The sequence below is a fragment of the Janthinobacterium sp. 1_2014MBL_MicDiv genome, assembly GCF_001865675.1.
In the GTDB taxonomy this organism is placed as follows: domain Bacteria; phylum Pseudomonadota; class Gammaproteobacteria; order Burkholderiales; family Burkholderiaceae_D; genus Janthinobacterium.
In genome coordinates this window covers 5529126-5553977 of sequence record NZ_CP011319.1, presented here as the reverse complement: position 1 = coordinate 5553977, position 24852 = coordinate 5529126, and the positions used below count along the sequence as shown (strand labels likewise).

General features: G+C 64.1%; 19 protein-coding genes. 9 read left to right on the top strand and 10 right to left on the bottom strand.

The features are described 5' to 3' along the window. Positions 1-17: 17 nt before the first annotated feature. The 4 genes from YQ44_RS24040 to YQ44_RS24025 form a co-directional block, all read right to left on the bottom strand. Positions 18-1223, bottom strand: coding sequence for an efflux RND transporter periplasmic adaptor subunit (locus YQ44_RS24040; protein WP_071325528.1), 1206 nt, complete (start codon positions 1221-1223; stop codon positions 18-20). Between the two features lie 10 nt (positions 1224-1233). Next, complete coding sequence (locus tag YQ44_RS24035) at positions 1234-2472, bottom strand: TolC family protein (RefSeq protein ID WP_071325527.1); 1239 nt, start codon at positions 2470-2472, stop codon at positions 1234-1236. A 105-nt stretch (positions 2473-2577) separates the two neighbouring features. Next, positions 2578-2958 (bottom strand): cation efflux protein, CzcI family, encoded by a 381-nt coding sequence (czcI, locus tag YQ44_RS24030; protein WP_071325526.1) that lies wholly within the window; start codon positions 2956-2958, stop codon positions 2578-2580. 42 nt (positions 2959-3000) lie between these two features. Continuing rightward, positions 3001-4551: a C13 family peptidase gene (locus YQ44_RS24025; RefSeq protein WP_071325525.1), complete on the bottom strand. Its 1551-nt coding sequence runs from the start codon at positions 4549-4551 to the stop codon at positions 3001-3003. A gap of 181 nt (positions 4552-4732) precedes the next feature. On the opposite strand from YQ44_RS24025, the gene YQ44_RS24020 reads away from it, so the two are divergent. Continuing rightward, on the top strand, positions 4733-6676 hold the full coding sequence (locus YQ44_RS24020) for a GAF domain-containing sensor histidine kinase (RefSeq protein ID WP_071325524.1): 1944 nt from the start codon (positions 4733-4735) through the stop codon (positions 6674-6676). Between the two features lie 308 nt (positions 6677-6984). On the opposite strand, the gene YQ44_RS24015 is transcribed toward YQ44_RS24020, so the two are convergent. After that, positions 6985-8496 carry a DUF3369 domain-containing protein gene (locus YQ44_RS24015; protein WP_071325523.1) on the bottom strand — a complete coding sequence of 504 codons (1512 nt, stop codon included), beginning with the start codon at positions 8494-8496 and terminating at the stop codon, positions 6985-6987. Positions 8497-8934: 438 nt separating this feature from the next. Here YQ44_RS24015 and YQ44_RS24010 point away from each other — a divergent pair, with 438 nt between their 5' ends. Further along, positions 8935-9438 carry a DUF3016 domain-containing protein gene (locus tag YQ44_RS24010; RefSeq protein WP_071326731.1) on the top strand — a complete coding sequence of 168 codons (504 nt, stop codon included), beginning with the start codon at positions 8935-8937 and terminating at the stop codon, positions 9436-9438. A 158-nt stretch (positions 9439-9596) separates the two neighbouring features. Continuing rightward, a complete protein-coding gene (locus YQ44_RS24005) occupies positions 9597-10139 on the top strand; it encodes a DUF3016 domain-containing protein (protein WP_071326730.1) in 543 nt (180 codons plus the stop codon). On the opposite strand, the gene YQ44_RS24000 is transcribed toward YQ44_RS24005, so the two are convergent. The 3 genes from YQ44_RS24000 to YQ44_RS23990 form a co-directional block, all read right to left on the bottom strand. Next, the gene (locus tag YQ44_RS24000; protein ID WP_071325522.1) at positions 10140-10925 is read right to left on the bottom strand and encodes a substrate-binding periplasmic protein; all 786 of its coding nucleotides are present in this window, start codon (positions 10923-10925) and stop codon (positions 10140-10142) included. Positions 10926-10977: 52 nt separating this feature from the next. After that, positions 10978-11421, bottom strand: a complete 444-nt coding sequence (locus YQ44_RS23995; protein ID WP_034784316.1) for a thioesterase family protein — start codon at positions 11419-11421, stop codon at positions 10978-10980. 131 nt (positions 11422-11552) lie between these two features. Continuing rightward, the gene (locus YQ44_RS23990; protein ID WP_071325521.1) at positions 11553-13016 is read right to left on the bottom strand and encodes a PQQ-dependent sugar dehydrogenase; all 1464 of its coding nucleotides are present in this window, start codon (positions 13014-13016) and stop codon (positions 11553-11555) included. A gap of 270 nt (positions 13017-13286) precedes the next feature. Between YQ44_RS23990 and YQ44_RS23985 the strand changes: the two genes are divergently transcribed. Together YQ44_RS23985 and YQ44_RS23980 are read left to right on the top strand one after the other, a co-directional pair. Continuing rightward, the gene (locus tag YQ44_RS23985; RefSeq protein ID WP_071325520.1) at positions 13287-14393 is read left to right on the top strand and encodes an S-(hydroxymethyl)glutathione dehydrogenase/class III alcohol dehydrogenase; all 1107 of its coding nucleotides are present in this window, start codon (positions 13287-13289) and stop codon (positions 14391-14393) included. 125 nt (positions 14394-14518) lie between these two features. After that, on the top strand, positions 14519-14752 hold the full coding sequence (locus YQ44_RS23980) for a hypothetical protein (protein WP_071325519.1): 234 nt from the start codon (positions 14519-14521) through the stop codon (positions 14750-14752). A gap of 12 nt (positions 14753-14764) precedes the next feature. Here YQ44_RS23980 and YQ44_RS23975 read toward each other — a convergent pair whose 3' ends face one another. After that, positions 14765-15769 carry a GlxA family transcriptional regulator gene (locus YQ44_RS23975; RefSeq protein ID WP_071325518.1) on the bottom strand — a complete coding sequence of 335 codons (1005 nt, stop codon included), beginning with the start codon at positions 15767-15769 and terminating at the stop codon, positions 14765-14767. A 115-nt stretch (positions 15770-15884) separates the two neighbouring features. On the opposite strand from YQ44_RS23975, the gene YQ44_RS23970 reads away from it, so the two are divergent. The 3 genes from YQ44_RS23970 to YQ44_RS23960 all read left to right on the top strand — a co-directional run bounded on the left by YQ44_RS23970 (position 15885) and on the right by YQ44_RS23960 (position 20220). Further along, positions 15885-18827: a DUF6701 domain-containing protein gene (locus tag YQ44_RS23970; RefSeq protein WP_156894968.1), complete on the top strand. Its 2943-nt coding sequence runs from the start codon at positions 15885-15887 to the stop codon at positions 18825-18827. A gap of 125 nt (positions 18828-18952) precedes the next feature. Continuing rightward, positions 18953-19651 (top strand): dienelactone hydrolase family protein, encoded by a 699-nt coding sequence (locus YQ44_RS23965; protein WP_071325516.1) that lies wholly within the window; start codon positions 18953-18955, stop codon positions 19649-19651. Positions 19652-19803: 152 nt separating this feature from the next. Beyond that, entirely contained in the window at positions 19804-20220 is a 417-nt protein-coding gene (locus YQ44_RS23960) for an SRPBCC family protein (RefSeq protein ID WP_071325515.1), read from the top strand. A 147-nt stretch (positions 20221-20367) separates the two neighbouring features. Here YQ44_RS23960 and YQ44_RS23955 read toward each other — a convergent pair whose 3' ends face one another. Next, positions 20368-21984, bottom strand: a complete 1617-nt coding sequence (locus tag YQ44_RS23955) for a M28 family peptidase (protein ID WP_071325514.1) — start codon at positions 21982-21984, stop codon at positions 20368-20370. Between the two features lie 326 nt (positions 21985-22310). On the opposite strand from YQ44_RS23955, the gene YQ44_RS23950 reads away from it, so the two are divergent. Continuing rightward, the gene (locus YQ44_RS23950) at positions 22311-24455 is read left to right on the top strand and encodes a DEAD/DEAH box helicase (RefSeq protein ID WP_071325513.1); all 2145 of its coding nucleotides are present in this window, start codon (positions 22311-22313) and stop codon (positions 24453-24455) included. Positions 24456-24852 lie beyond the last annotated feature (397 nt).

The following is a 24852-nucleotide window of genomic DNA, read 5'->3' as shown; positions in this document are numbered from 1 at the left end:
TTCCTTTGTCCACGTGATCAGTGTTCATGCCCGGCGGAGTCCTTGCCCAGCTCGGATTTCAGGACGAAGCTGCCTTGCGCCGCGTACGGCGTGCCGGCGGCCAGTCCCTGCTTGATCTGCGTCAAGGTGCCATCGCTGCGGCCCAGGATCACGGGCGTGGCCTGGTAGCCATCCTTGAGCTGGACGAAGACGACGGGCTTGTCTTCCACCGTCTGGATCGCCTGCGTCAGCACGGTGACGGGCGCGTCGGCTTCGCCGGCCACCACTTCCACGCTGACGAACAGGCCGGGGCGCCAGGCCATGGCGGGGTTTGCCAGGCTGATGCGCGCCTTGGCCGTGCGCGTCTGTTCGCCCAGCAGCGCACCCACGTAGGTGATCGTGCCTTGCGCGCTGGCATCGAAGGCGCTGGCCTTGACTTCGGCCTTGCCTCCCATGCGCACGGTGGCCAGGTCTTTCGCCGGCACGGCGATTTCCGCCCACACGGTCGACAGGTCGGAGATGACGAAGATGTTGGCGTCTTCCTTGACGGCTTCGCCCAGGGTGATATGTTTCTCCAGTACCATGCCATCGAATGGCGCGCGGATGTCGTAGCGGTTCAGTGGCCCTTTGCTGGCACCGCTGGCGCCCAGCGCGCTGAGTTTTTGCTGCGCGTTCTGCACGGCGATTTCCGCTTCGCGCCACGTTTGCTGGGCTTGCAGATAATCCTGTTCCGCCGAAATTTTCTCGCGCCACAGTTTTTCTTCGCGTTCATACGTGGAGCGGGCCAGCGACAGGCGCCGCTGCGCCGACAGCAATTCGCTGCGCTGTTCCGACAGTTCCGTGCTGGCGATGACGGCCAGTATCTGGCCCTTCTTCACCAGCTGGCCCAGGTCCGCCTGCACGGCTTCCACCACGCCGGCCAGGCGCGGCACGACGTGCGCCGTGCGGTCTTCGTTGAAGCGGATTTCACCGGGCAGGGCCACCGTGGTCTGGATGCGGCCCGGCGCGGCCGTGGCGATGACGACGCCGGCCGCCTTGCCTTGCGCGGCAGTCAGCTCCAGCTTGCCTTCGACTTCCGCGTGGCCGTGTTCGTCTTTCTTTTCACCGTGTTCTTCCACCTTGGCGGCGGGGGCGGGAGCGCTGCCGGAGCCGCCCGTGCCGAGGATCAGAACAGCCAGCACGATGCCGGCAGCCACGATGGCGCCGATGGCGACGCCTTGTTTCTTGTCGAGTTTGATTTTCATGGATTATTCCTTACAGGGAGGCGGGCGCGCCCAGCAGGCGCTCGATGTCGGCGGCGGCATGCTGTGCTTCGGTCAGCGCGCGCAGGTACTGGTTTTTGGCTTGCAGCAGGGTGCGCTGGGCGTCGAGCACGTCGAGGAAGGCGAACTTGCCGAATTCGAAGCCCTTGCTGGCCGCGTCGTAGGCGCTTTGCGCGCCCGGCAAGATGTCGCTGCGCAAGCTTTCCACGTCGAGCCTGGCCGTGGCCAGGCGCTCGCTGGCGGCGGCCACGGCCGTTTGCACGGCGATCTGGGCGGCGGCCAGCTCGTCGCTGGCCTTGTCGCTGCGGCGCAGTGCTTCAAGCTTGTTGCCCGCGTTGCGGTCGAACAGGGGCAGCGGCAGCGACAGGCCGAGGATGGCCTGGTTGCGTCCCAGCTCTTCCGAGCGCTTCATGCCGACGCTGACCGTGACGTCGGGCGTGGCACGCCGCTGTTCCACGTCCAGCATGGCTTGCCGCTGCGCCAGCGCGCTGCGCGCCTGGCGCACGGCGGGCGCTTGCTGCAGGCGCGCCGCCAGTGCGCTGGCCGGTGGCAGCTCCGGCAAGGTTTCCAGCTGCCCCAGCGCCACGGTGAAGCGGGGTGTGGCGTTGCCCCACAGGGCGGCCAGGCGCTGGCGCGCGCTGGCCAGGGCGCTGCGCGCCAGGTTCAGTTCCAGCTTGACGCTCGCTTCGGCCACGCGGGCGCGGGTTTCCTCGACGGGCGAAGCCTTGCCGGCCGTGACGCGGCGCGCCGTGATGTCGCTGGCGCGGGCGGCCAGCGCCTGCGCGCTGTCGGCCAGGCGCAAGCCTTCCTGCGCTGCCAGCACGTCGATAAACGCGGTCGTGACGGCGGCGCGCGTGTCGGCTTGCTGCAGCGACAGGCCCGCCTGGGCCAGGTCTTCGCCGCGCTGGGCGACGGCCATGCGCGCGCCCCGCTTGCCGCCCAGTTCGATCAACTGGTTCAGCTGCACGGTGGTGCTGCGCGTGGCGCGCCGCGTGTCTTCCAGCACGGTCTGCAGTTCCGGGTTGGGCAGGGCGCGCGACTGCTGCAGGGCGCCGCCCTGTGCCGCCACTTCATGGCGGGCGGCCGACAGGGTGGCGTTGCCGCCGTCGGCCAGGGCCAGCGCGGCGGGCAGGGTCAGCGGGGCGGCCGGTTCCGGCGGTGTTTGCGCGTGGGCAAAGTTGCCGGCCAGCAGGCCGACAGAGAGCAATAACAGAGAGAGGGGTCGGTACATCGAATTCTCCAGAACATGGAAATGAATTCGACGGGACGCGCCGGCTGGCGCCCGGGACGATCAGGGGCGCGTGGCGGCAGGTAACAAGGGAGACGTCCCGTCGGCCTAGGCGGCCGACGACCAGTCGGGACGCTTGGGAACGTCCGGGATGTGGGAGGCGTAAAAGAAGGGCGACGTGTCCGCATTCACGGACGCCGTGTCGCCAATGGGCAGGCTGGAGCCGGCTGGCAGCCAGGCATGGCCGATGCCATGGCAGACGTTGCAGTCGCTGTGCGGCTGGCCTTTGGATTGCTTGTCAGCTACTTTTTTGTCGCCGGCTGGCTGCTTGTCCGCATCGGCCTTGGCCTCCGCCTTGTGCTGGTGGTTGTGGTGGCCCAGGTGCTGCGCCGCCTTGCCTTCCTCGTGCAGGCAATACGCGCTCGCCGCGGCCCAGGACATCTGGAGCGGAAGCACGAACAGCAGCAAAATGAGGAAGAATTTACGCATGGTGACGGCTATTGTACAGAAAGGCGGGCGGCCGTGCTGTGCTTAACGCGGCTGGGCGCGCCACGCCTTCAGGTGGGCGCTGATGGCCTTGCCCTGGAACATCTGCGGCTCCGAATGCTCTTCCGCGTCCGCGCCGCCGGCGCTGAAATCGGCCGCTTCGCGCGCCTGCACCAGCACTTTGGCCTTGTCGAAGGCTTCGGCGAAGCCTGCGCTGTGCGGCAGCGCTTCCTTGAAATACGCTTCGCTGAAATACGTGAAATCGTTCTGGTCGTCGCAGCCGAACGAGGTGCGGTCGCTGCGCGCGGCCGTGATGATGAGGGTATTGTCATCCTTCAGGGGCGCGATGAAGCCGCCCGCATAGCAGGCCGAGACGACGATGACCTTCCAGCGGATGCCGCTGTGCTTGAGCATGCTGGCCAGTTCCTGCGCGGGCAGGCTGTGCAGGTCCATGCCGTTTTGCGCCAGCGCCAGTTCGTGCTCGGGCGAGCCGTGGCTGGTGAGGAAGAGGAACAGGATGTCGTTGGCCTTGTCCATCTTCGCTCCCAGGCTGTCGAGGCTGGCGCGGATGCTGGTGAGGGTGGCCATCGGCAGCTGCGCCACCGTGTTGCGGCTATTGACGAGCGTCAAGGAACGGCCCGTCGTGCCATGGTCGCGGTCGAACTGGCGCTGCACGAAACTCGTTTCGCGGTGAAACACTTCCTGCGCGCCGTCGCCGGCCACGCCCAGCAGGTACAGATTGATCTTCTTCGCCGGGTCGCGCGGCAGTACACCGGCCAGTGCGCGTTCCAGCAAGGATTGCTGGCCGTACAGGGCCAGTTCGATGTTGTCGCGCGTCAGCTTGTCGGCGGCCGGGTCGTCGAGTTGCCCCTCCGTCCAGTTGCCGTTGTCTTCGCGCCGGCCGTCGGCCTGCGCCACGGCGTAGCGCAGCACGCCCTTGCCGTCGAACTGGCCATTCTTGAAGCCGCCCCGGTATTCGTCGCCGTCGGCCGTGCGCAGCACGCCTTCGCCTTCGAATTTCCAGTCTTTCAGCGGGCCTTCATAGTGGATGCCGTCGGCCGTCGTGACGCGCGCCTTGCCCAGCACCTGCCCTTGCACGAACTGGCCTTCGAAGACGGTGCCATCGGTGTCGGTCAGCTTGCCGGCGCCATGCGGGCGCCAGTGCTGGAAGTTGCCTTCGAACGTGGCGCCGTCGGCGCCCTGGAAGCGGCCTGGGCCATCAAAGCTGCCCTTGACGAAGGTGCCCGTGTAAATCTCGCCCTTGGGCGAGGTGTAGCGCCCGAGGCCGTCGAAGGCGCCCTGGCGGAAGGCGCCCGTGTATTCCACGCCCGAGGCCTGGCGCAGCTGGCCCTGGCCGGAAAACACGCCGCGCGCGAAGCCGCCTGCGTAAAACGCGCCGCTCGCGTATTCGAGCCGGCCCTGGCCATGCATCTTGCCGTCGACGAGGGGGCCGAAATAGCGTCCGCCATCGGCCGTTTCCGCCGCCGGCGCCCGCGCGCCCGGTGCGGCGCACAGCGGCGGCATGCCCAGCGCGGCAAACGCCAGCAGGCCGGCGAGGGTATAGGGGCGAAGGGCGGCGCGGAGCGTGGCGGTCATGAGGACGATCTGAACTGTAGGGAGGGCCTAGTCTGCCACTGTATCGCCAGCGTGGCAAATGCCGGCGTGGCGTGTGCTGCCTTGTCTCAAGGCAATTTCCTGGTTTTATGCCGTGCCAAGGAGGGGCTGAACTGATAATATTGATTTTCAGAACATATCGACACAAGGCACAAGTACACCCATGGAAAGCCGTCTCAGCCGCCTGGAAGCCGTTCAAACCGTGTTGCTGGAAATCGGGCAGCGCTCGAGCACCTGCAGCGATATCAGCGAATTCCTGCAGGCGGTGCACGCGGCGCTGGGGCGCATCATGTATGCGGCCAATTTCTATGTGGCGCTGAGCGACCGCGACGACGGTCTCGTGCGCTTTCCCTACTTTGTCGACGAATTCGACGCCGCGCCCGACCCGGACGTGGGCGTGCGCCTGGCCAGCGCCGCGCAGTCGCCCACGGCCTGGGTCATCGTCAACCGCAAGCAGCTGGTGATGACGGCGGACGACGACGCCATGCGCGCCATCGATGGCGGCGCCTGGGGCGGCGGCACGGCGGCCGAGCACTGGATAGGCTGTCCGCTGCTGGACCAGCAGCAGCAGGTGCTGGGCGCCATCGTCATCCAGAGCTATGATGCCGAACACCGTTTCAGCCTGGAAGACCAGGCCCTGTTCGCGCTGATCGCCACCCACGTGTCGAGCGCCCTGCAGGGCATGCAAAGCATGGACCGGCTGGAAAAGGCGGTGCAGGAGCGCACGGCCCTGCTGGCCCACGAAGTGGCCGAGCGGCGCCGCGCGGAAAACCTGCAGCACGCGCTGTATGAAATCGCCAACCTGTCGGCGCAGGCGGCCGACGCGACGACCCTGTATGCGCGGCTGCACGCCATCATCAGCGAGCTGGTGACGGCGAAGAATTTCCTCATCGCCCTGTATCACCCGGACAACAAGGACATCACGATCCCGTATTTTGTCGATGAAAAGGATGCGCAGGCGCCCGTCAAGCGCTTTCATTACGGCATCGGCATGAGCTCGTATGTGCTGGCGCGCCGCCAGGCCTGCCTGCTCGATGCGGACAGCTACGCGGCGCTGGTGGCCAGCGGCGAGATGGACGAGCCGCTGGGCAATGTCGGCATCGCCAGCTGGATGGGCGCGCCCATGCTGCTGGGCGAGCGCAAGTATGGCGTGATCATCGTGCAAAGCTATGACACGTCCGTCGTGTATGGCCAGGCGGAACTGGACGTGCTGGCTTTCATGGCCAGCCACGTGGCCGTGGCGATGGCGCGCATCCAGGCCGACAGCGCCATGCGCCACGCCAAGGCGGCGCTGGAAGAGCAGAACGCGGCCCTGAACGGCGCCCTGCACGCGCTGCAGGAGGCGCAGTCGGAACTGGTGCGCCAGGAAAAGCTCGCCTCGCTGGGGCGCCTGGTGGCGGGCGTGGCGCATGAAATCAATACGCCGCTGGGCATTTGCGTGACGGCCACCAGCCACCTGGTGCAGGAATTGAAGCTCACGCGCGAAGAGCTGGACGGCGGCCAGCTCGATGAAGACGGTTTGCGGCAGTTTTTCGACATCATCGACCAGACCCTGCGCATCATGACCACCAACACGCAGCGCGCCGCGGCGCTCGTGCGCAGCTTCAAGCAGGTGGCCGTGGACCAGTCCTCGGACGATATCCGCAGCTTTAACCTGCGCAAGTACCTCGATGAAATCCTGCTCTCGCTGCAGCCCAAGCTCAAGGGCAAGCCCGTCAAGGTGGATATCGATTGCGCGCCCGAGGTGCAATTGCGCAGCTATCCGGGCGCCCTGTCGCAGATCGTCACCAACATGGTGGTCAATTCGCTCGTGCACGGCTTTGCCGAAGGCGAGCCGGGCAGGATCAAGCTGTCCGCGAGGACGGCCGGCGAGCTGCTGGAACTCGACTACAGCGACGACGGCATGGGCATGGACAGCGCCACCCTGGGCCAGCTGTTCGACCCCTTCTTCACGACGAAACGCGGTTCCGGCGGCAGCGGCCTGGGCGCGCACATCCTGTACAACCTGGTGACGGGGCCACTGGGCGGCACGGTGAAGGTGGTCAGCGCGCCGGGGATGGGGTTGCACTATAAAATCCGTTTTCCGCTGGAGCCGAAAAGCGCTTGAAAACTGAAAACGGCGGGCCGGAGACGCCTGGCCCGGAACGCCCGTGTTTGGGGCTTGGGCCGAAGCCACGTAGGTCGGACTAGCGGCGCAGCCGCGTAATCCGACGTACGCATGCTAATCCGGGAAACGCTGATTCAACGCAAGCGCCTCATCCAGGTTGGCAATCAGCAATTCCACATATTGCGGGTCGAGGTGGCTGCCGCTCACTTCGCGCAGGTAGCTGACCACGCGCTCCAGGGGCCAGGCGTCCTTGTAGCAGCCACGTAGGTCGGATTAGCGGCGCAGCCGCGTAATCCGACGTACGCATGCTAATCCGGGAAACGCTGATTCAGCGCAAGCGCCTCATCCAGGTTGGCAATCAGCAATTCCACATATTGCGGGTCGAGGTGGCTGCCGCTCACTTCGCGCAGGTAGCTGACCACGCGCTCCAGGGGCCAGGCGTCCTTGTAGCAGCGCTTGTGCATGAGGGCGTCGAAGACGTCGGCGACGGCGGCGATGCGCGCGTATTTATGGATGTTTTCACCGACCAGGCCTTGCGGGTAGCCGCTGCCGTCGTACTTTTCGTGGTGCTGGTGGGCGATCACGGCGGCCGCCTTCAGCAGCGGGCGCTGCGAGCCGTCGAGGATGGACATGCCCACCGTCGGGTGCTGCTTCATGATTTCCCATTCGGCCGCGTCGAGCTTGCCCGGTTTCAGCAGCACGGCGTCGGGCGTGGAAATCTTGCCGATGTCGTGCATGGGCGCCGCGTGGCGCAGCACCATGGTTTCCTCGTCCGACATGCCGGACGCCTGCGCCAGCAGCTGGCACACTTCGGCCATGCGCCGCACGTGGTTGCCGCCTTCGTGCGAGCGCGATTCGACCACGTCGCCCAGGCGCAGGATCAGTTCGGCCTGGGTATCGGTGATTTCCTGCGTCAGCAGGATGTTGTCGAAGGCGATCGCCACGCCCGAGCAGAACACTTCCAGCAATTGCGCGTCGAGGTCGGAAATTTCTTCCACCCCTTTCAAGACGAGCAGGGACGCCTTGCCGCTGCTGTTGGGAAAGTAGCCGACATAGGTGTCGCCATGCAGGCGAGAAATCTTGTTGCTCTTGGCATCGTCGAGCTGCGACAGCAGGGAAGGGCTGAGCATGCCGCCATCGGCGTCCAGGTCGCCGATCTGCGCGAGGATTTCATAATCCTGCTCGCCGGAAATGGCGCTGGCGCCGCGCAGGCGCAGCAGCATGCTCGTTTCCAGGCGCAGCAGGGCCACCACCTGCTGCAGCAGGCCGCTGGCGAAGTCGCGCAGGTTGCGCTGCTTGAAGATGTGCGCCGAGGCGGCGATGACGCGCTCGAGGCCTTCGCGGTAGTGCAGCTGGGCCAGGCGCGCCTCTTCCACCTTCATGATGTCGCGGTAGGCGCGCAGGGCGGCAAAGGTGGTGGTAAACAGCTTGGTGCGGTCGAGTTCCGTCTTTTCCTTGTAGTCGTTGATGTCGTAGTTGACGATCACGCGCTCTTCCGGGGCCTGGCCCGGCTGGCCCGTGCGCAGCACGATGCGCGTGAACTGGTTGCCCAGGTCTTCGCGCATCCAGCGCGCCACTTCCAGGCCGCTGTCTTCGCGCTCCATCACCACGTCGAGGAAGACGAGAGCGATGCCGTCCTCGCGCGCCAGCACCTGCTTGGCTTCGGCGCCGCTGTACGCATGCACGAAGCTGAGGGCGCGGCCTTCCAGGCGGAAACGGCTGAGTGTCAGTTCGGTGATGTCATGGATGTCGGGTTCATCATCGACGAGCAGGACTTTCCAGGGAGGTAACTTGGGCGATGCTGAAGACAAAAATGACATAAGGGCGAGTTCCGCTAAAAGGCATAACTGACGCAATGCTGAGACGCCCGCGCCAGGATTTCCTGTGCGCCATGACCGGCGTTGCGCGTTTTTCGGGCGCATTTTGTCGATTGTAGACTGACAGCTAAGTATTAACAACAAGCAAGAATAATTGATCCAATTCATGCAACACGAATATCAAAATGACACTTTAAATCCGTGGCGCTGACACTATCTATACTTTATCGCTTAGGCAACTATATTTTCAAGACAATACTTCGTTTTAATTAATATTGCCAATAAATCTGAAAAAATATGTTATAGCTGAAGCCAGATCTTGTTTTTTGATAAATAAGGTAACAAGGTATGAATTTTATGCAGAGGGAGGCGAGGCGGTTATATATTGAAGGAATAGAGACAGGGCCTGCGGGCCACCACCATTTATTGAAAGGGATGAACATGCAAAAGAAAATGACGTGTGCCTTGATCGCGGGCGTTGCCCTGCTTGCCGGTAGTGCGGCATGGGCGGGAACCGAGGTAAATTTCAAGCAACCCGAGAAATTTACCGATTTGCCATATGAGCAGCGCGACCGTGAAAGCGCCTTGAAGGAGCTGGCGGAACATTTCGATAAACTGGGCAAGTCGCTCAAGCCAGGCCAGAACCTGAAAATCGACGTCAATGACCTGGACCTCGCCGGGCGTGAAAATCCTGCCATGCGCAGCACCCAGGATATCCGCATCATGAATGGCCGCACGGATTGGCCAGGCATGCGCCTGCATTATGTGCTGGAAGAGGATGGCAAGGTCATCAGCAGTGGCGACGCGGCCCTGTCCGACATGGCGTACATGACGCGCATTAATCCGTACTCCACGGGTGACAAGCTGCGCTACGAAAAATTGATGATAGACGACTGGTTCGCCAAGACATTTGGCGCCAAGGCCAAGGCCAAGGCCGGCAAGTAAGCGCAGCAAAGGGCGAGCATGGCCGCACAGGCCACTCGCCTGGAGCAGTGTGTATTGCGCTACGGAAATTTCCACTTCGGGTTATATTGGACTGCGATGCAGCCATGGCGTTCAGCGCAGCGCTTGCCTGTCTATGAGACTTTCTGAAAGGAATGGATATGCGTATTTCCAACGCGACGAAAACCTGGGTGGCCGCATTGGCATTGCTTGCCAGCAGCGGCGCCTGGGCGGGAGTGCAGGTGCACTTCGACAAGCCGGACAATTACACGGATGTGCCGTTCAGCACGCGCGACCGCGATGACGTGCTTGCCGGGCTGGCCGAGCATTTCCAGTTCCTGGGCAAGAGTTTGCGGCCTGGGCAGGAACTCAGGATCGAGATCACCGACGTCGACCTGGCTGGCCATGAAGACCTGTCGCGGCGTGGCGCTTCCGACCTGCGCATCATGAATGGCCGCACGGACTGGCCGCGCCTGCGCCTGCGCTATGCGCTCGAGCAAAATGGCAAGGTGATCGCCAGCGGCAACGCGTATTTGTCCGATATGTCGTATTTGCAGCGCATCAACCGCTATTCCAGCGGCGACTCCCTGCGCTATGAAAAGCAGATGATCGACGACTGGTTCAAGAACACCTTCGACATCAAGCCGCAGGGACGCAGCAAGCCCGTCATGACCTTGCAGCAGCGCGAAGTGCAGCGCCGCTAGTCAACGCAGATACGCCTGTTCGATGCGCCCCAGCTGGCCATTGTGCCGCAGCGCCAGCAGGGCGGCATTCATCTGCGCGATGAAATCGGCCTTGTAGGCCGGCGTGTTGCGCGCGCTGTAGGCGATATAGGTGGCTTCGGACGACAGTTCCAGCACCTCGCGCAAGGCAAAGCCGTGGCGGGCCAGCTCGCCGCGCAGCCGCCGCGCCGTATGCCGCGCCGCGCCGCGGTCGCTGGCGTAGCAATCGATGCGTCCCAGCGCGAGTTTCTTCAGGTTTGCCTCGTTGCCCTTGGCCGCTTCCAGGCGCAGCAGTCCCTGGCGCGCGGGCGCCATCAATTTTTCCGACAGCAGGAAACCGGCGTTGACGCCGATCGTCAGGCCGGCAAAGTCGGCGGGGAAATGCGTGCGCGGCGTGCGCATGACGGCGTCGCGGCAGAACAGCACCACCGATTCGCGGTACAGCATGGCCGAGTAAGGCTGCACATACGGCCGCTCCGTCTTGCGGCCAGGCGGAAACAGGCCGAAGACCTGGCCCTTTTCCAGCGCATCGAGGCCCCGTTTCCACGGACGCGGCTGCAGTTCCAGCCGGTAGCCTGGCATCCTGCCCGCCGCCTGGCGCAGGATATCGACATACATGCCCTTGAAGACGCCGTTCTCCACGTAGCTGTAGGGCGCGTAGTCATCGTCGCCATACAGGATCACGGTTGGCGGCGCGCCCATCGCGCCCGGCACGGCGCCCAACAACGCCACGCTGAGGCACAGTCCTGCCCGTATCGGTACTCGCATGCCGCTCCAGAATTAATTATCTTCCTGGCAAGCATACAGCATGGCGAGCGAATTAATCGATCCAGTTCACTTGTGGAAACTTGCTGCCGAAGTCTTCCGCCATGGGCACGACCTGGCTGAGCTTATAGTTGAAGAATACAAAACCGGACTTGGCCATCGCGATCAGGGTGTTGTCGCGCGGGCGCGTGATGCGGAACGTGATGTCGCCGCCATATTTGTTGAAATCCATGACGCCCACTTCGAACAGCAGCTGGTCGCGCGCATGGGCTTCGGCGCGGTAGGTGGTGGCCAGGTCGGTGACGATGATGCCGGTGCCGTCCGCTTCGATGTCGCGCACGCCATATTCGAACAGGAAGCGCGCGCGTGCCTCGGAAATCATGGAAATCATGGAATCGTTGCCGAGATGGTTGCCGGCATTGATGTCCGTCGTGCGCACCGTCAGTTGCGAGGAATAGCAGTATTGGTCTTCAGGAAATTCAAGTTTCAAACGGGCCATGGTGTTCTCTTGAGCTGGTGCGCGGAGCGCGGCGAAAAAAGCCAATTCTAGCCGGTTCCCCGCGTCCCGTCGAAAAACACCGCCTCAGGCGTGTGCCGCCAGTACGGCTTGCACACGCTTATTTCGGATGCTTACTGGCGTACGATCCGGTACACCGTGCCCGTGGCGCTCAGCATGTACAGCTCGTTTTGCGCATCCTGGCCGAAGGACATGATATTGCCCACGTTGGCGATGCCCCAGTCCTTCACGGCCGACGCGGCGCCATTGCTGTAGCCGAAACTTTTCAGCCAGCCGCTGCAATAGTCGGAATACAGGTATTGCCCCGCCAGTTCCGGCAAGGCCGCGCCCCGGTACACATAGCCGCCCGTGATCGAGCAGCCGCCCGCGCTGTCATGGCCGTATTCGACGGCGGGCAGCACCAGCCCCGCCTGGTTGCAGCTGCTGCTGTTGTAGCACTGCGTGCCTTCCATGATGTTCCAGCCATAGTTGTTGCCGGCCTGGCCCACGGCGCGCACATTGATTTCCTCGCGGCTGGACTGGCCCACGTCGGCGATGTACAGCAGTTGGGCCGGCACGTCGAACGCATAGCGCCACGGGTTGCGCAAGCCATAGGCCCAGATTTCGCCGCGCCCGCCCGCCGTGCCGGCAAACGGGTTGCCGGCGGGAATGGCGTAAGGCTGGGCTACGCTGCTGGCGCTGACGTCCAGGCGCAACAATTTGCCCAGCAGCACGTTGGTGTTTTGCGCGTTGCCGGGCGGGTCGCCCGCGCTACCGCCATCGCCCGTGCCCGCATACAGGTAGCCGTCCGGACCAAAGCTGAGGAGGCCGCCATAGTGGTTGCCGAACGTGGGGTGGGCAATGGTGAGGATGGTCAGCGCGGACAGGGGATCGGCCACGTTGGCGTTGCCCACCGACACTTGCCGCCGTTCGATGACGATATCGCCGGCCAGGTTGCTGTAATACAGGAAGAAATAACCATTGCTCGCGTACTGCGGATGGAAGGCCAGCGACAGCAGGCCCCGCTCGCCGCTGGTGGTGGTCAGGGTGCTGATGTCGAGGAAGGGGGTCGCCAGCAGGCTGCCGTTTTGCACCACGCGGACGCGCCCGGCGCGCTCGAGGATGAATAATCGGCTGTCGCCGGGCGGCGCCGTGAGGAAGATGGGCGCGCTCAAGCCGGACACGACCTCCTGCAGGCGCAGGGCCAGCGGTGCGGTCGCCGCATACGCGACGCTGGCCCTGGCCGTGGCGCCGGCGCTCACCTGCACTTGCTGGGTCACGGGCGTGGGCGTCAGGCTGCCCGTGCCCTGAACCACGCTGGCGGCGACCAGCGTATAGGCGCCGGGTTCCAGGCCATCGAGGGTACCGGAAAGCGTCAGTGTCTTGCTGTAGCCGCCAGGGCCGCCGACCGTGACGGCGCCCGCCACGCCGGCCGGCAAGCCGCCGATGCTGACGCTCAGGCTGCCGGTGCCGGCGGCCGGCGCAGGGTGGCCACCGCCGCCGCCACACGATGCCAGCAGGGCCAGGCAGCAGGCCAGGCAGCAGGCCAGCAGCAGGGCCAGCCAGGTGGGGGAATGTCGGCAACGTGGATGGCGCATGTCAGTCTCCTGCGGCAAGGACGGAATGGCGGAGCGGGCCGGTACGGCGCATGAAGCATGGCTTGTGCCTAGAATGCGCGTTTTTGTGCCGGCAAGATTGAGCTTGCGCAAGCATACTCCGCGTGGCCGCCGCGCTTCCGTGCGCTGCTGCACCGTGCGGCGCCATCGGACAAATGCGCCGCGTTTTCAGACAAGCGCGGCGTCGCCTGCACCGTGGCGCCCACGCGGGCCCGATAATGATGCATCTGAAACCGAGCAGGAACACATCACATGAAAACGAAAGCCGCGATTGCCTGGAAGGCGGGCGCTCCGCTGACGATAGAAGAAGTCGACCTGGCCGGCCCGCGCGAGGGCGAAGTACTGGTCGAGATCAAGGCCACCGGCATTTGCCATACCGATTACTACACCTTGTCGGGCGCCGACCCGGAAGGCATCTTCCCGTCCATCCTTGGCCATGAAGGCGCCGGCATCGTCGTCGACGTGGGGCCGGGCGTGAAAAGCCTGAAAAAGGATGACCACGTCATCCCCCTGTACACGCCGGAATGCCGCCAGTGCAAGTTCTGCCTGTCGCAAAAGACGAACCTGTGCCAGGCCATCCGCTCGACCCAGGGCCGCGGCCTGATGCCGGACGCCACCTCGCGCTTTTCCATCGACGGCCAGCCGCTGTTCCACTACATGGGCACCTCGACGTTTTCCAACTACATCGTCGTGCCGGAAATTGCTCTCGCCAAGATCCGCGAAGACGCGCCGTTCGACAAGGTCTGCTACATCGGCTGCGGCGTGACGACGGGCGTGGGCGCCGTGCTGTTCTCGGCCAAGGTCGAGGCGGGCGCCAATGTGGTCGTGTTCGGCCTGGGCGGCATCGGCCTGAACGTGATCCAGGCGGCGAAGATGGTCGGCGCGGACAAGATCATCGGCGTCGACATCAACCCGGCGCGCCAGGCCATCGCGCGCAAGTTCGGCATGACGCACTTTATCAATCCGAACGAAGTGGAGAATGTCGTCGACGCCATCGTGCAGCTGACGGACGGCGGCGCCGACTATTCGTTCGAATGCGTGGGCAACACGACCCTGATGCGCCAGGCGCTCGAGTGCACGCACAAGGGCTGGGGCAAGTCCTTCATCATCGGCGTGGCGGCGGCCGGCCAGGAAATTTCCACGCGGCCATTCCAGCTGGTGACGGGACGCGAATGGCGCGGCTCGGCCTTCGGCGGCGCGCGCGGCCGCACGGACGTGCCGAAGATCGTCGACTGGTATATGGAAGGCAAGCTCAATATCGACGACCTGATCACGCACCGCCTGAAGCTCGAGGATATCAACCAGGGCTTCGACCTGATGAAGAGCGGCGAATCGATCCGTTCGGTCGTCCTGTATTAAGCGTGCTGGGCTGAGCTGACTGTACTCATTGCGCAACACTTGACGGACGGGGCAGGGCGGCAGGCTGTACTTCGCTGCCTGCCCCTGCTAGTGTGAAGGCATCCGCCTTGCTTTGGGAGCCGTTCATGTTTGCCACTGCCTACCTCGCCACTTTGCGCCGCATGCTGCCCGTCTTCCTCGGCGCGGCCCTGTCTTCCCTGCTGGCCCTATGGTGGAGCAAGGCCGCCATCCTCGCCACGCCCGCCATCTGGCTGGCGCTGCTGGCCACGTATCTGCTGTGCGCGCTGCTGTTTACGCCGCTGGCCCGGCAGAACCGCCAACTGGCGACGCGCCACGTACGTCACGGCAAGCCGCGCTGATTCTTCCTCCGGCTAGCGCGCCGTGCTGGAAAAGCGTTCGCGATAGTCGCTTGGCGTGATGGCAAGTTTCTTTTGAAACAGGCGGCGCAGCCTGTCCTCGCTGTGCAAGCCCGCCTGCACGGCCACCTGTTTTAAGGAGGACACATTGTCTTCCAGCAAGCGGCGCGCCACTTCGAAGCGGGCCGTTTCAATGAAGGCCGTGGGGCTGGTGCCCGTTTCACGCTGGAACACGCGCGTGAAATTGCGCTCGCTCATGGCCAGCCTGGCCGCCAGCAGCGGCACGTTCAACTCCTCGCCCAGGTGTTCCATGATCCAGCCCTGCAGCTGGCGTATCGTGGGATGCGTCGTCATCTGGCTCGACAGGTGCACGGAAAACTGCGACTGGCCGCCGGGCCGCTTCAGATACACCACCAGGTCGCGCGCCACTTCCAGCGCGATATCGCGGCTGAAATCGTCTTCCACGAGGGCCAGCGCCAGGTCGATGCCGGCCGTCACGCCGGCCGACGTCCAAATGCGGCCTTCCCGCACGAAAATCGCATCGGCATTGACCTGTATCAAAGGATAGCGTTGGCGCAGGCTGTCCACGGCGCTCCAGTGGGTGGCGGCGCTCTTGCCGTCGAGTACGCCTGCTTCGGCCAGGAAGAAGCAGCCCGTGCACAGGGCGGCCAGGGTGCCGATGCGCGGCGCCGCCTCGGCTACCCATTCGGCGATGGCGGGGATGTCGTGCAACACCTGTTCGACATGGTGGCAGCCGACGATGACGGCCAGGTCGGGCAGGCGGTGCGCGTCGAGCGCCTTGCTCGCGTGCAGCGACATCAAGGTGTCCGATGCGACCGGGCCGATGGCCGTCGAGGCGATGCGCACGTCGTAGCCGCCGGGCAGCTTGCGCAGGCGCAAATGGGTATTGACGTAGTCAAACACCTTCATGGCGCCGATGGCTTCGAGTGCCTTGAAGCCCGGATAGACGATGATATCGACCGTGCGCAGGGGAAATTCTTTGGGACTTTGCTTGATCATGCGATATGCGCGAGGGTGAAAAATACTGCCATAATGCAACAACAGCGATGGCGTAGATTAGCATGGAACAATCGACGCGGCGGCTGGCTTCCCACTCATCAGATTTCTGGATATCGTGCGCGCATACACTTTCCTTGCCGGTTTGTTCTTCCTGCTATGGACCGGCCTGGTCCAGGCGGCCACCCTGAGTTTCAATGGCAACGCCGTCGGCGGCTGCACCCTGGCCGGCATGCAATACACGTGCGCCGCCTTGCCGCTGGGCGATACGGACGTCGTCGTCATCGCCAGCGCGTATGGCGTGACGGTCAACAGTTCGCTGACGATGAAGTACAACCAGGGCTTGACGATGAGCGGCAGCGCCGCGCTGACGGTCAAGGGCAACCTCGACATCAAGGATATCAACCCGCCCAACCTGAAGGTGACGGGCGGCAACCTGACGGCCGAGGGCGGCACCTTCAGCATGGGGGCGCAGGAGCAGACCCTCAGCGCCAGCATCGCCGCCACCACCATCAAGATGGGCTCGAATAACGTCAAGGTGACGGGCAGCATCAGCGCCAAGGGCCTGGTCGAGATCGCCTCGGGCTCCGTCATCAACGGGCCCATCAGCGGCGCCACGGTGAATATCCTGGCCGCCAGCAGCCGCATCCAGGGCGATATCACGGCCACGACGTCGATCACCATCGGTTCCGGCAGCCAGGTGACGGGCGACCTGACGGCGCCGAATATCGACTTGAAGGCGTCGGGCTTGCTCGTCACGGGCGACGTCAAGGCCAGCAATACGCTGACGATCGCCTCGGGCAATGGCATCAAGGGCGACGTGGAGGGCGGCAACGTCACCCTGGATGCGTCGAACGCGTATATCACGGGCAACGCCGTGGTCGACCACATCACCCTGGGCTGGCAAGGCCGGGTGCAGCAAACCATCACCTGCAAGGCGTACACGCCGTCCAACCCGTGCAGCTGCGTGACGAATAACAGCGGCTGGGGCTTCAATGAGCCGCAGGGACCGAAATGCGGCCCCAGCACGCAGGCCGGGCCGCACCATTTCCAGATCACGCATCCGCCCGCGGCGCTGACCTGCGCGCCGGCGCCCGTGACCGTCACGGCTTGCGCCGATGCCGCCTGCAGCAGCGTCTACACGGGCGCGGCGCAAGTGACCCTGACGCCGGGCGGCGCGACGGCGCAGATCAACGGCAGCTTGCCGGCCACGGGCATGGCCGTTTCCAGCGTGGCGCAGACGACGGCGGCCGGCAACGTGGCCCTGGGCCTGAGCAGCACGCCGGCCACGACGGGTGCGCTGGTGTGCAAGAGCAGCGTCGACAACAGCTTGACGAATTGCCAGATGGCATTTGTGACGAGCGCGCTGCAGGTCAGCGGCGCGCCCCGCTATGCGGAGCAGGAGGGACGCATCGCCATCAGCGCCCTGCAGGCGTCGGCGTCGAACCCGCGCGCCTGCGTGCCGCTGTTCGCCAGCCAGACCAAGACGCTGCAGCTGCGCTGCACCTATGCCAACCCCACCACGGGCACCCTGCCGGCGCGCATACAGAACAAGGATAACGTGTACGTGCCGCTGGGCGCCAATGCGGGCAGCGCCTGCAGCGCGGCCGGCGCCGCCGTGCAGCTGGCGTTCGACGCCGATGGCCAGGCCACGCCGAACCTGCTGTACGCCGATGCGGGCGCGCTGGGCCTGACGGCCACCTATGCCTCGACCAGCGGCAGCGACAGCGGCCTGACGATGACAGGGACCGGCACGGTCATCGTCGGACCGAAAGCCTTCGCCTTCAGCGCCATCGCCACGCCGCAGCGCGCCGGCATGGCCGTGCTGCCGGTGGCGCCAGCGACCAGCATCAGCGTCTCGGCCCTGAACGCGGCGGGCGCGGTGACGCGCAACTTCGGCCGCGAAACGCTGGCGCAAACGGTGGAGCTGGGGCGCACCATCGTCGCCCCCGTGTTCCCCGGTTTCAGCGATCCCGCCGTGGCGGGCAGCCTGACGTTTAACAATAACAATGGCGTCGGCACGGCGTCCAACCTGAGCTGGCCGGAAGTGGGCCAGATACGCTTCACGGCCAGCCTGGCCACCTACCTGGGCGCCGCGGCGCCGCAGCTGCCGGCGACGGGCAGCAGCGCCGATGTGCTCTATATTCCCCACCACTACAAGACGGAAATCATCGTGCCCGGCGAGACGGACTTGCCGCCCACGGCCGTCTTTGCCGCGCCCTGCACGGCGGCCATGAAATGCCTGGTCGGCGTGCCGCCCGCGGGCGTGTCGGCGTATTCGGGGCAGGCCTTCGGCTTGCGCGTGACGGCGCAGAACCAGGCCAATGCGAGCACGCTCAATTTTGACGGCCGCGACACGAGTTACATGACGGCCGTGCAGGTGCAGGGCTGGGATGCGGCGAAGGGCGAGCAGCTGTTTCCGCCTGGCACGCCGGGCGCCAGCCGGCTCACCGATGGCAGCAATGCGCAAACCACCGTCACCAGCATCGCGGCCACGAAATTCACCTTGGGCGTGGCCCGGTCCGCGCTGGCCTACCGCTTTCCCGGCGCCAGCGGCGTGCCGGTGATGGTGGCGCCCACCGACGTGCTGTTGCGCGCCAGCAGCACCAACGGCGGCGCCAGCGTCAGTTCGGCGCCGGCGGCGGCCGGCTCGGAAGGCGTGCTGACCGTGCTGTCGGGGCGTTTGATGGTGCCGCATGGCTATGGTTCGGAACGCTATCCCGTGCGCCTGCCCGTGCAAGCCCAGTACTGGGACGGCAAGATGTGGTCCATCAACCTGGCCGACAGTGGCAGCAAGTTTACCCAGGCCCAGGTGTTGCTGGCCAATTGCAAGAAAACCCTCGATTGCGCCGCCTTGCAAGTGGAAGGCGGTACTTATACCGTCAATAAGGGAGAGCTGCCGAAGAATAAGCTGCTGACCATCCAGGCGCCCGGAGCGGGCAAGGTCGGCAGCGTCGAGGTGTCCGTGCCCGGCATGGTTTATCTGCCCAGCACGGTGGGCATCGTCGTCTTTGGCGTCTTCAAGTCTGGTCCTGTGATTTACCTGCGCGAAATGTATTGAGGCGTAGCGTGGTATTGAGGCAGATCGTGCGCATGGGACGGCCCGGGGCAGAAAGCGGGAAAAACCAGTAACATGCCTGGCTGTGGCATTCCCGCTCACCTTCCCTCATTCAGACAGGAGTTTCCATGAGTACAACTTCGCAGTGGATCGACATCGCCGGCCCGGACGGCACCTTCCAGGCTTACCTGGCCGTGCCGCACGTCGGCAAGGGGCCGGCCATCATCCTGTTGCAGGAAATCTTTGGCGTCAACGAGCACATCCGCGCCGTGGCCGACCAGTACGCGGCCGATGGCTATGTGGTGCTGGTGCCCGACCTGTTCTGGCGCGCCGGCGCGCACATCGAGCTGGGCTATGACGCGGCGGGCTGGAAGCGCGCCGTCGAACTGATGCAGGCGACCGACAACGAGCACGCCGTGGGCGATATCGCCGCCACCGTCGCCGCCCTGCGCGCGCGTCCGGAAGTGACGGGCAAGCTGGCCTCGGTCGGCTACTGCTTCGGCGGCCGGCTGTCGTTCCAGGCCGCCGCGGCGGGCCTGGTCGACGTCGCCATCGCGTATTACGGCGGCGGCATCCAGAACAAGCTGGACCTGGCTGAGCGGATCAAGGTGCCGCTGCTGATGCATTTCGGCGGCCAGGACAGCCATATCCCGATGGACGCCGTGCAAAAGATCGCCGAGCGCTTCGAGGACCGGCAAGACGTGGAAATCCATATCTATCCGGGCGCCGAGCATGGTTTCAACTGCACCCACCGCGACAGCTACCAGCAGCGCGCCGCCGCCCTGGCGCATGGCAATTCCTTGATTTTCCTCGCGGAAAACCTGTAAGACTGCCGCACCAGGCCGGCCGGCTGCCCACGTCCATGTCGATACGCGCCCAGCAGCGAAGCCGCATGGGCGCTAAAATAGCGGCTGTGCCGGGCAACTCCGGCCGGCCGGGCGCCACGCCCGGCAAACCTGGATGAGGAACCGAATTAAAGATGGCCCAAGTAATTGTTTCTGTAACATTGGCGGCAAGCGCCGAACGCGTGTGGGATTTTATCGGCGGCTTCCAGTCGCTGGCTGAATGGTCGAGCTCGATCAAGACCAGCCTGTCCGAACATGGCGGCCGCGTGCGCCGCCTGAAGACCACGGACGGCGCCGTCATCGCCGAACGCCTGCAAAGCTACAGCGAGGCGGACAAGAGCTATAGCTACACCATCGTCTCGGGCCCGATCCCCGTCAAGAATTACCGTTCCACCCTGCGCGTCACGGGCGAGCCGGGCGCGGATGTGTGCGTGGCGGAGTGGTCGGGCGAGTTCGACGCGGCCGAAGGCGTGGAAGAGGTCATGGTGGGCGCCTTCCAGCATCTGTACGAGACGGCGTTCGTCGACCTGAAACGCATCATGGCGATCTAGAGCGCCTGACAAACAGTCCATGGCGTTGTTGCGTTGCCTTGCCGTACATGCGTACTGTCTTCGGCAACACGCCTGGCCCTGAATATTTTGTCCTGCACGCTTAAAAAAACACCGGCACAGGCCGGTGTTTTTTTATTTCAGGAACCCTTAGCGCTTCACCTTGCCAAACGCCTCGCCTTTGTTCCATGTAGGCAAGTTCTTCTCATTTGCCACTTCATAGCCGAGATTCAGGGTGAATTGCGCCTGCTGCACCATGCCCGACAGATCCCACGACGGCTTGTACTCGTCCGTGACCTGGTGGTAATCCTTCTTGAACGCGACGAGGCGCTCGCTGGATTCCTTCGGCTGCCGGACGAAGTCGAACGAACCGTCGCCGGAAAACACGGCCGAGCCCACGTTGAAGGCGGGCACGCCGGCCTTGGCGAACGCGAAGTGGTCGGCCCGGTAAAAGGCGCCGGACAGGTCGGGAATGGTCGGTGCCAGGCGCAAGCCCATGCGCTTGGCCACCTTGCCGGCGCTCGCGTACAGGCTGCTGCGCTCGGCGCCGGCCACGCCGATGTCATGCGTCTTGCCGACGAAGTTCATGCTGTCCAGGTTCAGGTCGGCGGCCGTCTTGGCCAGCGGCCACAGCGGATTGCGCGTGTAGGCCGTGCTGCCCAGCATGCCCGTTTCCTCGCCGGCCGGCCACAGGAAGATCTGCGTGCGGCGCGCCGGCTGGTTCACGGCCACTTGCGCCATCGCCAGCAGGGCAGCCGCGCCCGAGGCGTTGTCGATGGCGCCGTTGTAGATATGGTCGCTCTGGCCGGCGCGGACGCTGCCTGCATCATCCTTGCCCAGATGGTCCCAGTGCGCCGAGTAAATCACGGCTTCGTCCTTCAGCTTCGGGTCGGTGCCGGGCACGATGCCGGCCACGTTGAATTGTTCGATGCTGCGGATCTGGCTGTCGAGCCGGACTTTCACCGTGGCGTCCAGCGCCACGGGGCGGAAGTCGCGCGTTTCGGCCTGCGCGCGCAGGGCGTCCAGGTCTTGCCCGGCTTGCTGGAACAGGGCGCGCGCCATGTCTTCCTGCAGCCAGCCTTCCATGGCGTTGCCCGCGCCAGCCAGGCTGAAGCGTTCATGGCCGAAACCGTTGGCCGGCACCGACCACGGATACGACGCGGACGCCGTCGTGTGGATCAGCAGCACGCCGGCGGCGCCCTGGCGCAGCGCTTCCTCGTACTTGTAGACCCAGCGGCCGTAATAGGTCAGCGACTTGCCGGCAAAGCGCTGCGGCTCGGCGGCGGTCGGCTGCGGGTCGTTGACCATCATGACGACGAGCTTGCCCTTCAGGTCGACGCCCTTGAAATCGTCCCAGCGTTCCTCGGGCGCGCGGATGCCGTAACCGGCAAACACGACGGGTGCGTCGAACGCGACCTTTTCCTGGCCGTTGGCGGCGCCAAAGACGATGTCCTTGCCGAAGGCGGGAGACAAGGTCTTGCCGCCCGCGCTGAAGGTCACTGTGCTCGATGGCAAGGCCTTGCTGCCGACGATGGTCAGCGCCTGGCGGTAGGTGCCGTCCTGCAAGGGCTGCAAGCCGATCACGGCCGCCTGCGTTTCCAGGTAGCGCACGGCCAGGTCGCCGCCGCGCTGGCCCGTGCCGCGTCCTTCCAGTAAATCGTCGGCCAGGAAGGACAGATGGGCGCGCAGCGGCGCTTCGGCGACGAGCGGTTGGGCGAGGGCAGCCGTGCCGAGCAGGCTGGCGGCGAGGACAAAGGTGGAACGCATGACAACTCCAAAAGTGAATACGGGAAAGCAAAGCAGCGGCAATCTTACTCTATCGCCATGGCCGGGACCGTGCCTGGCGCCGTGTTCGCCATGAGTGTTGCAGTCTGGAATTTACGTAGCCGCCGTATTGTTATATATCGTTCAATATTGGTAAAAGCACGCGCCAATTGCGTGCGGATCGCCGATGTTTCCGGGTTTTTTCGGCCGATATGCCGCAAAAAACGGCGTTCTGCGGCCTCCAGCCACCCGGTAAGGTCCAGTAAAGAGTAAACTAGCGGCTACACTCTTTCGCATTGGGCGATTCGAGCGAACTTGTGAGTGATTTCATGTCTGATACACCAATTTCCTTATTTTCCGACCTTCAACTGAGCGAGCCGCTGGTTCGCGCGCTCAAGGATGTCGGTTACGAAACACCGTCGCCTATCCAGGCGGCCACGATTCCATTATTGCTCGCCAACCGCGACGTGCTGGGCCAGGCGCAAACGGGCACGGGTAAGACCGCCGCCTTCGCCTTGCCTATCCTGTCGCGCATCGATCTGAAACAAAGCTCACCCCAAGCCCTGGTCCTGGCACCGACGCGCGAACTGGCCATCCAGGTCGCCGAAGCGTTCCAGGTGTACGCCGCCCACATTCCCGGCTTCCACGTGCTGCCGATCTACGGCGGCCAAAGCTACGGCCCGCAGCTGTCGGCGCTGCGCCGCGGCGTGCACGTCGTCGTCGGCACGCCGGGCCGCGTCATCGATCACCTGGACAAGGGGTCGCTCGACCTGTCCAAGCTCAAAACCCTGGTACTCGACGAAGCCGATGAAATGCTGCGCATGGGCTTTATCGACGACGTCGAACGCATCTTGCAAGAAACGCCGGAAGGCCATCAAACGGCCCTGTTCTCGGCCACCATGCCTTCCGTCATCAAGCGCATCGCCACGACCTACCTGGTCAATCCGGCCGAAGTGACGGTCGCCGCCAAGACGGGCACGGCCGACAACATCCGCCAGCGCTACTGGCTGGTGTCGGGCATGCACAAGCTCGACGCGCTGACCCGCATCCTGGAAGCGGAAGCGTTCGACGGCATGATCATCTTCGCCCGCACCAAGCTGGGTACGGAAGAGCTGGCCGGCAAGCTGCAGGCGCGCGGTTTCTCGGCTGCCGCCATCAATGGCGACATCCAGCAAGCGCAGCGCGAGCGCACGATCCAGCAGTTGAAAGACGGCAAGATCGACATTTTGGTCGCAACCGACGTGGCCGCCCGCGGCCTGGACGTCGAGCGCATCAGCCACGTCGTCAACTACGACGTGCCGCACGATCCGGAAAGCTACACCCACCGCATCGGCCGCACGGGCCGCGCCGGCCGCAGCGGCGAAGCGATTTTGTTCATCACTCCGCGTGAAAAGAACTTGTTGAAAGCCATCGAACGCTCGACCCGCCAGCCGATCGGCATGCTGGAACTGCCAACGATCCAGGCCGTCAACGACGTGCGTATCGCCAAGTTCAAGGAACAGATCAGCGAAACCCTGGCCCTGGGCGAACTGGAGCAGTTCCAGTCGCTGATCGAGGATTTCGAGCGCGAACAGAATATCCCTGCCATCGAAATCGCCGCCGCCCTGGCGAAGATGGCGCGTGGCAATGTGCCTTTGTTGCTGGACAAGAACAAGGCGCGCGAGCAAGCCACGTGGCAGGATGACCGTCCCGTGCGCCAAGACCGCTTCGAACGCAACGACCGTCCGGAACGCGGCGACCGTTTCGACCGCAACGAGCGCAGCGAACGCCCGGCCTTCCCGAAAAAGGAACGCATTTCGCGTCCAGCCGACGCCGGCATGCAGACTTTCCGTATTGAGGTAGGTCATCAACATGGCGTCAAACCGGGCAATATCGTCGGCGCCATCGCCAACGAAGCGGGCATCGATTCGAAAAACATCGGCCGCATCGAAATCTATGACGACTACAGCGTCCTGGATTTGCCAGACAGCATGCCGAAAGAATTGCTGGACCAGCTGAAGACCGTGTGGGTGGCGGGCCAGCAACTGCGCATCAGCCGCGATGGCGATGCACCGGACCTGGCGCCGCCAGCCGCGCCGCGCAAGCCGTTCGCCGCCAAGTCGGCGCCCGCATTCAAGGATGCACCGGCCGACGCGGGCGATGCGCCAGTGCGCGCACCGAAGAAGGAACGTCCACGCCCGGGCGTGACGGCGTACCGCATCGAAGTGGGCCGCGAGCACGCCGTGACGCCAAGCAATATCGTCGGCGCCATCGCCAACGAAGCGAACCTGGAAGCCAAGCATATCGGCCGCATCGACATCTTCGACAATTACAGCGTGCTGGACTTGCCGGAAGGCATGCCGCCGGAAATCCTCGACCACCTGAAATCGGTCGTCGTCTCGGGCCAGAAGCTGCGCATCAGCCTCGACGATGGCACGACGGAGCGCAAGCCTGCGCCACCGCGTCCGAAGTCGCCGCGCAAGACCTTTAAGTAATCCATCCCCGCAGGCGCCTCCCCGGCGCCTGTGTCGCGGATTGGAGACAGATCCCTGGCTGGCGCGTTTGCGCCAGTTTTTTATTTTCCCTCAAGAAACGAACCTTGTCGCCGCGTTATGCTGGCTGGCAGGTGTCTGCGCGTGCCGCCATTGCGGCAGCACATCGCCGTCTTTTTATCGGCCGATGCGCCGTCTTTATCGCCTGCGACAACAATAAATAATTTTCAATTAATTATTTCATACGCGCGCCATTAAAATTTTGCATTTCAATAAAATCAATCAAGTTGAATCAAAGTAAATCCTAAAACATAAAATAATTGATTTTTATTGTATTGTTTGACGGGCGTCACTGTCATCTCGGCGATATCTCGCTGCTGCTTGATGTGGTATATTGTTT

Bases quoted from the DNA above. Each gene is read 5' to 3' on its own strand.
- czcI (WP_071325526.1), bottom strand. From the start codon at position 2,958: ATGCGTAAATTCTTCCTCATTTTGCTGCTGTTCGTGCTTCCGCTCCAG.
- YQ44_RS24020 (WP_071325524.1), top strand. From the start codon at position 4,733: ATGGAAAGCCGTCTCAGCCGCCTGGAAGCCGTTCAAACCGTGTTGCTG.
- YQ44_RS24015 (WP_071325523.1), bottom strand. From the start codon at position 8,496: ATGTCATTTTTGTCTTCAGCATCGCCCAAGTTACCTCCCTGGAAAGTC.
- YQ44_RS23980 (WP_071325519.1), top strand. From the start codon at position 14,519: ATGTTTGCCACTGCCTACCTCGCCACTTTGCGCCGCATGCTGCCCGTC.
- YQ44_RS23975 (WP_071325518.1), bottom strand. From the start codon at position 15,769: ATGATCAAGCAAAGTCCCAAAGAATTTCCCCTGCGCACGGTCGATATC.
- YQ44_RS24025 (WP_071325525.1), bottom strand. From the start codon at position 4,551: ATGACCGCCACGCTCCGCGCCGCCCTTCGCCCCTATACCCTCGCCGGC.
- YQ44_RS23955 (WP_071325514.1), bottom strand. From the start codon at position 21,984: ATGCGTTCCACCTTTGTCCTCGCCGCCAGCCTGCTCGGCACGGCTGCC.
- YQ44_RS23990 (WP_071325521.1), bottom strand. From the start codon at position 13,016: ATGCGCCATCCACGTTGCCGACATTCCCCCACCTGGCTGGCCCTGCTG.
- YQ44_RS24005 (WP_071326730.1), top strand. From the start codon at position 9,597: ATGCGTATTTCCAACGCGACGAAAACCTGGGTGGCCGCATTGGCATTG.
- YQ44_RS23950 (WP_071325513.1), top strand. From the start codon at position 22,311: ATGTCTGATACACCAATTTCCTTATTTTCCGACCTTCAACTGAGCGAG.
- YQ44_RS23985 (WP_071325520.1), top strand. From the start codon at position 13,287: ATGAAAACGAAAGCCGCGATTGCCTGGAAGGCGGGCGCTCCGCTGACG.
- YQ44_RS24040 (WP_071325528.1), bottom strand. From the start codon at position 1,223: ATGAAAATCAAACTCGACAAGAAACAAGGCGTCGCCATCGGCGCCATC.
- YQ44_RS24010 (WP_071326731.1), top strand. From the start codon at position 8,935: ATGCAAAAGAAAATGACGTGTGCCTTGATCGCGGGCGTTGCCCTGCTT.
- YQ44_RS23995 (WP_034784316.1), bottom strand. From the start codon at position 11,421: ATGGCCCGTTTGAAACTTGAATTTCCTGAAGACCAATACTGCTATTCC.
- YQ44_RS24035 (WP_071325527.1), bottom strand. From the start codon at position 2,472: ATGTACCGACCCCTCTCTCTGTTATTGCTCTCTGTCGGCCTGCTGGCC.
- YQ44_RS23965 (WP_071325516.1), top strand. From the start codon at position 18,953: ATGAGTACAACTTCGCAGTGGATCGACATCGCCGGCCCGGACGGCACC.
- YQ44_RS24000 (WP_071325522.1), bottom strand. From the start codon at position 10,925: ATGCGAGTACCGATACGGGCAGGACTGTGCCTCAGCGTGGCGTTGTTG.
- YQ44_RS23960 (WP_071325515.1), top strand. From the start codon at position 19,804: ATGGCCCAAGTAATTGTTTCTGTAACATTGGCGGCAAGCGCCGAACGC.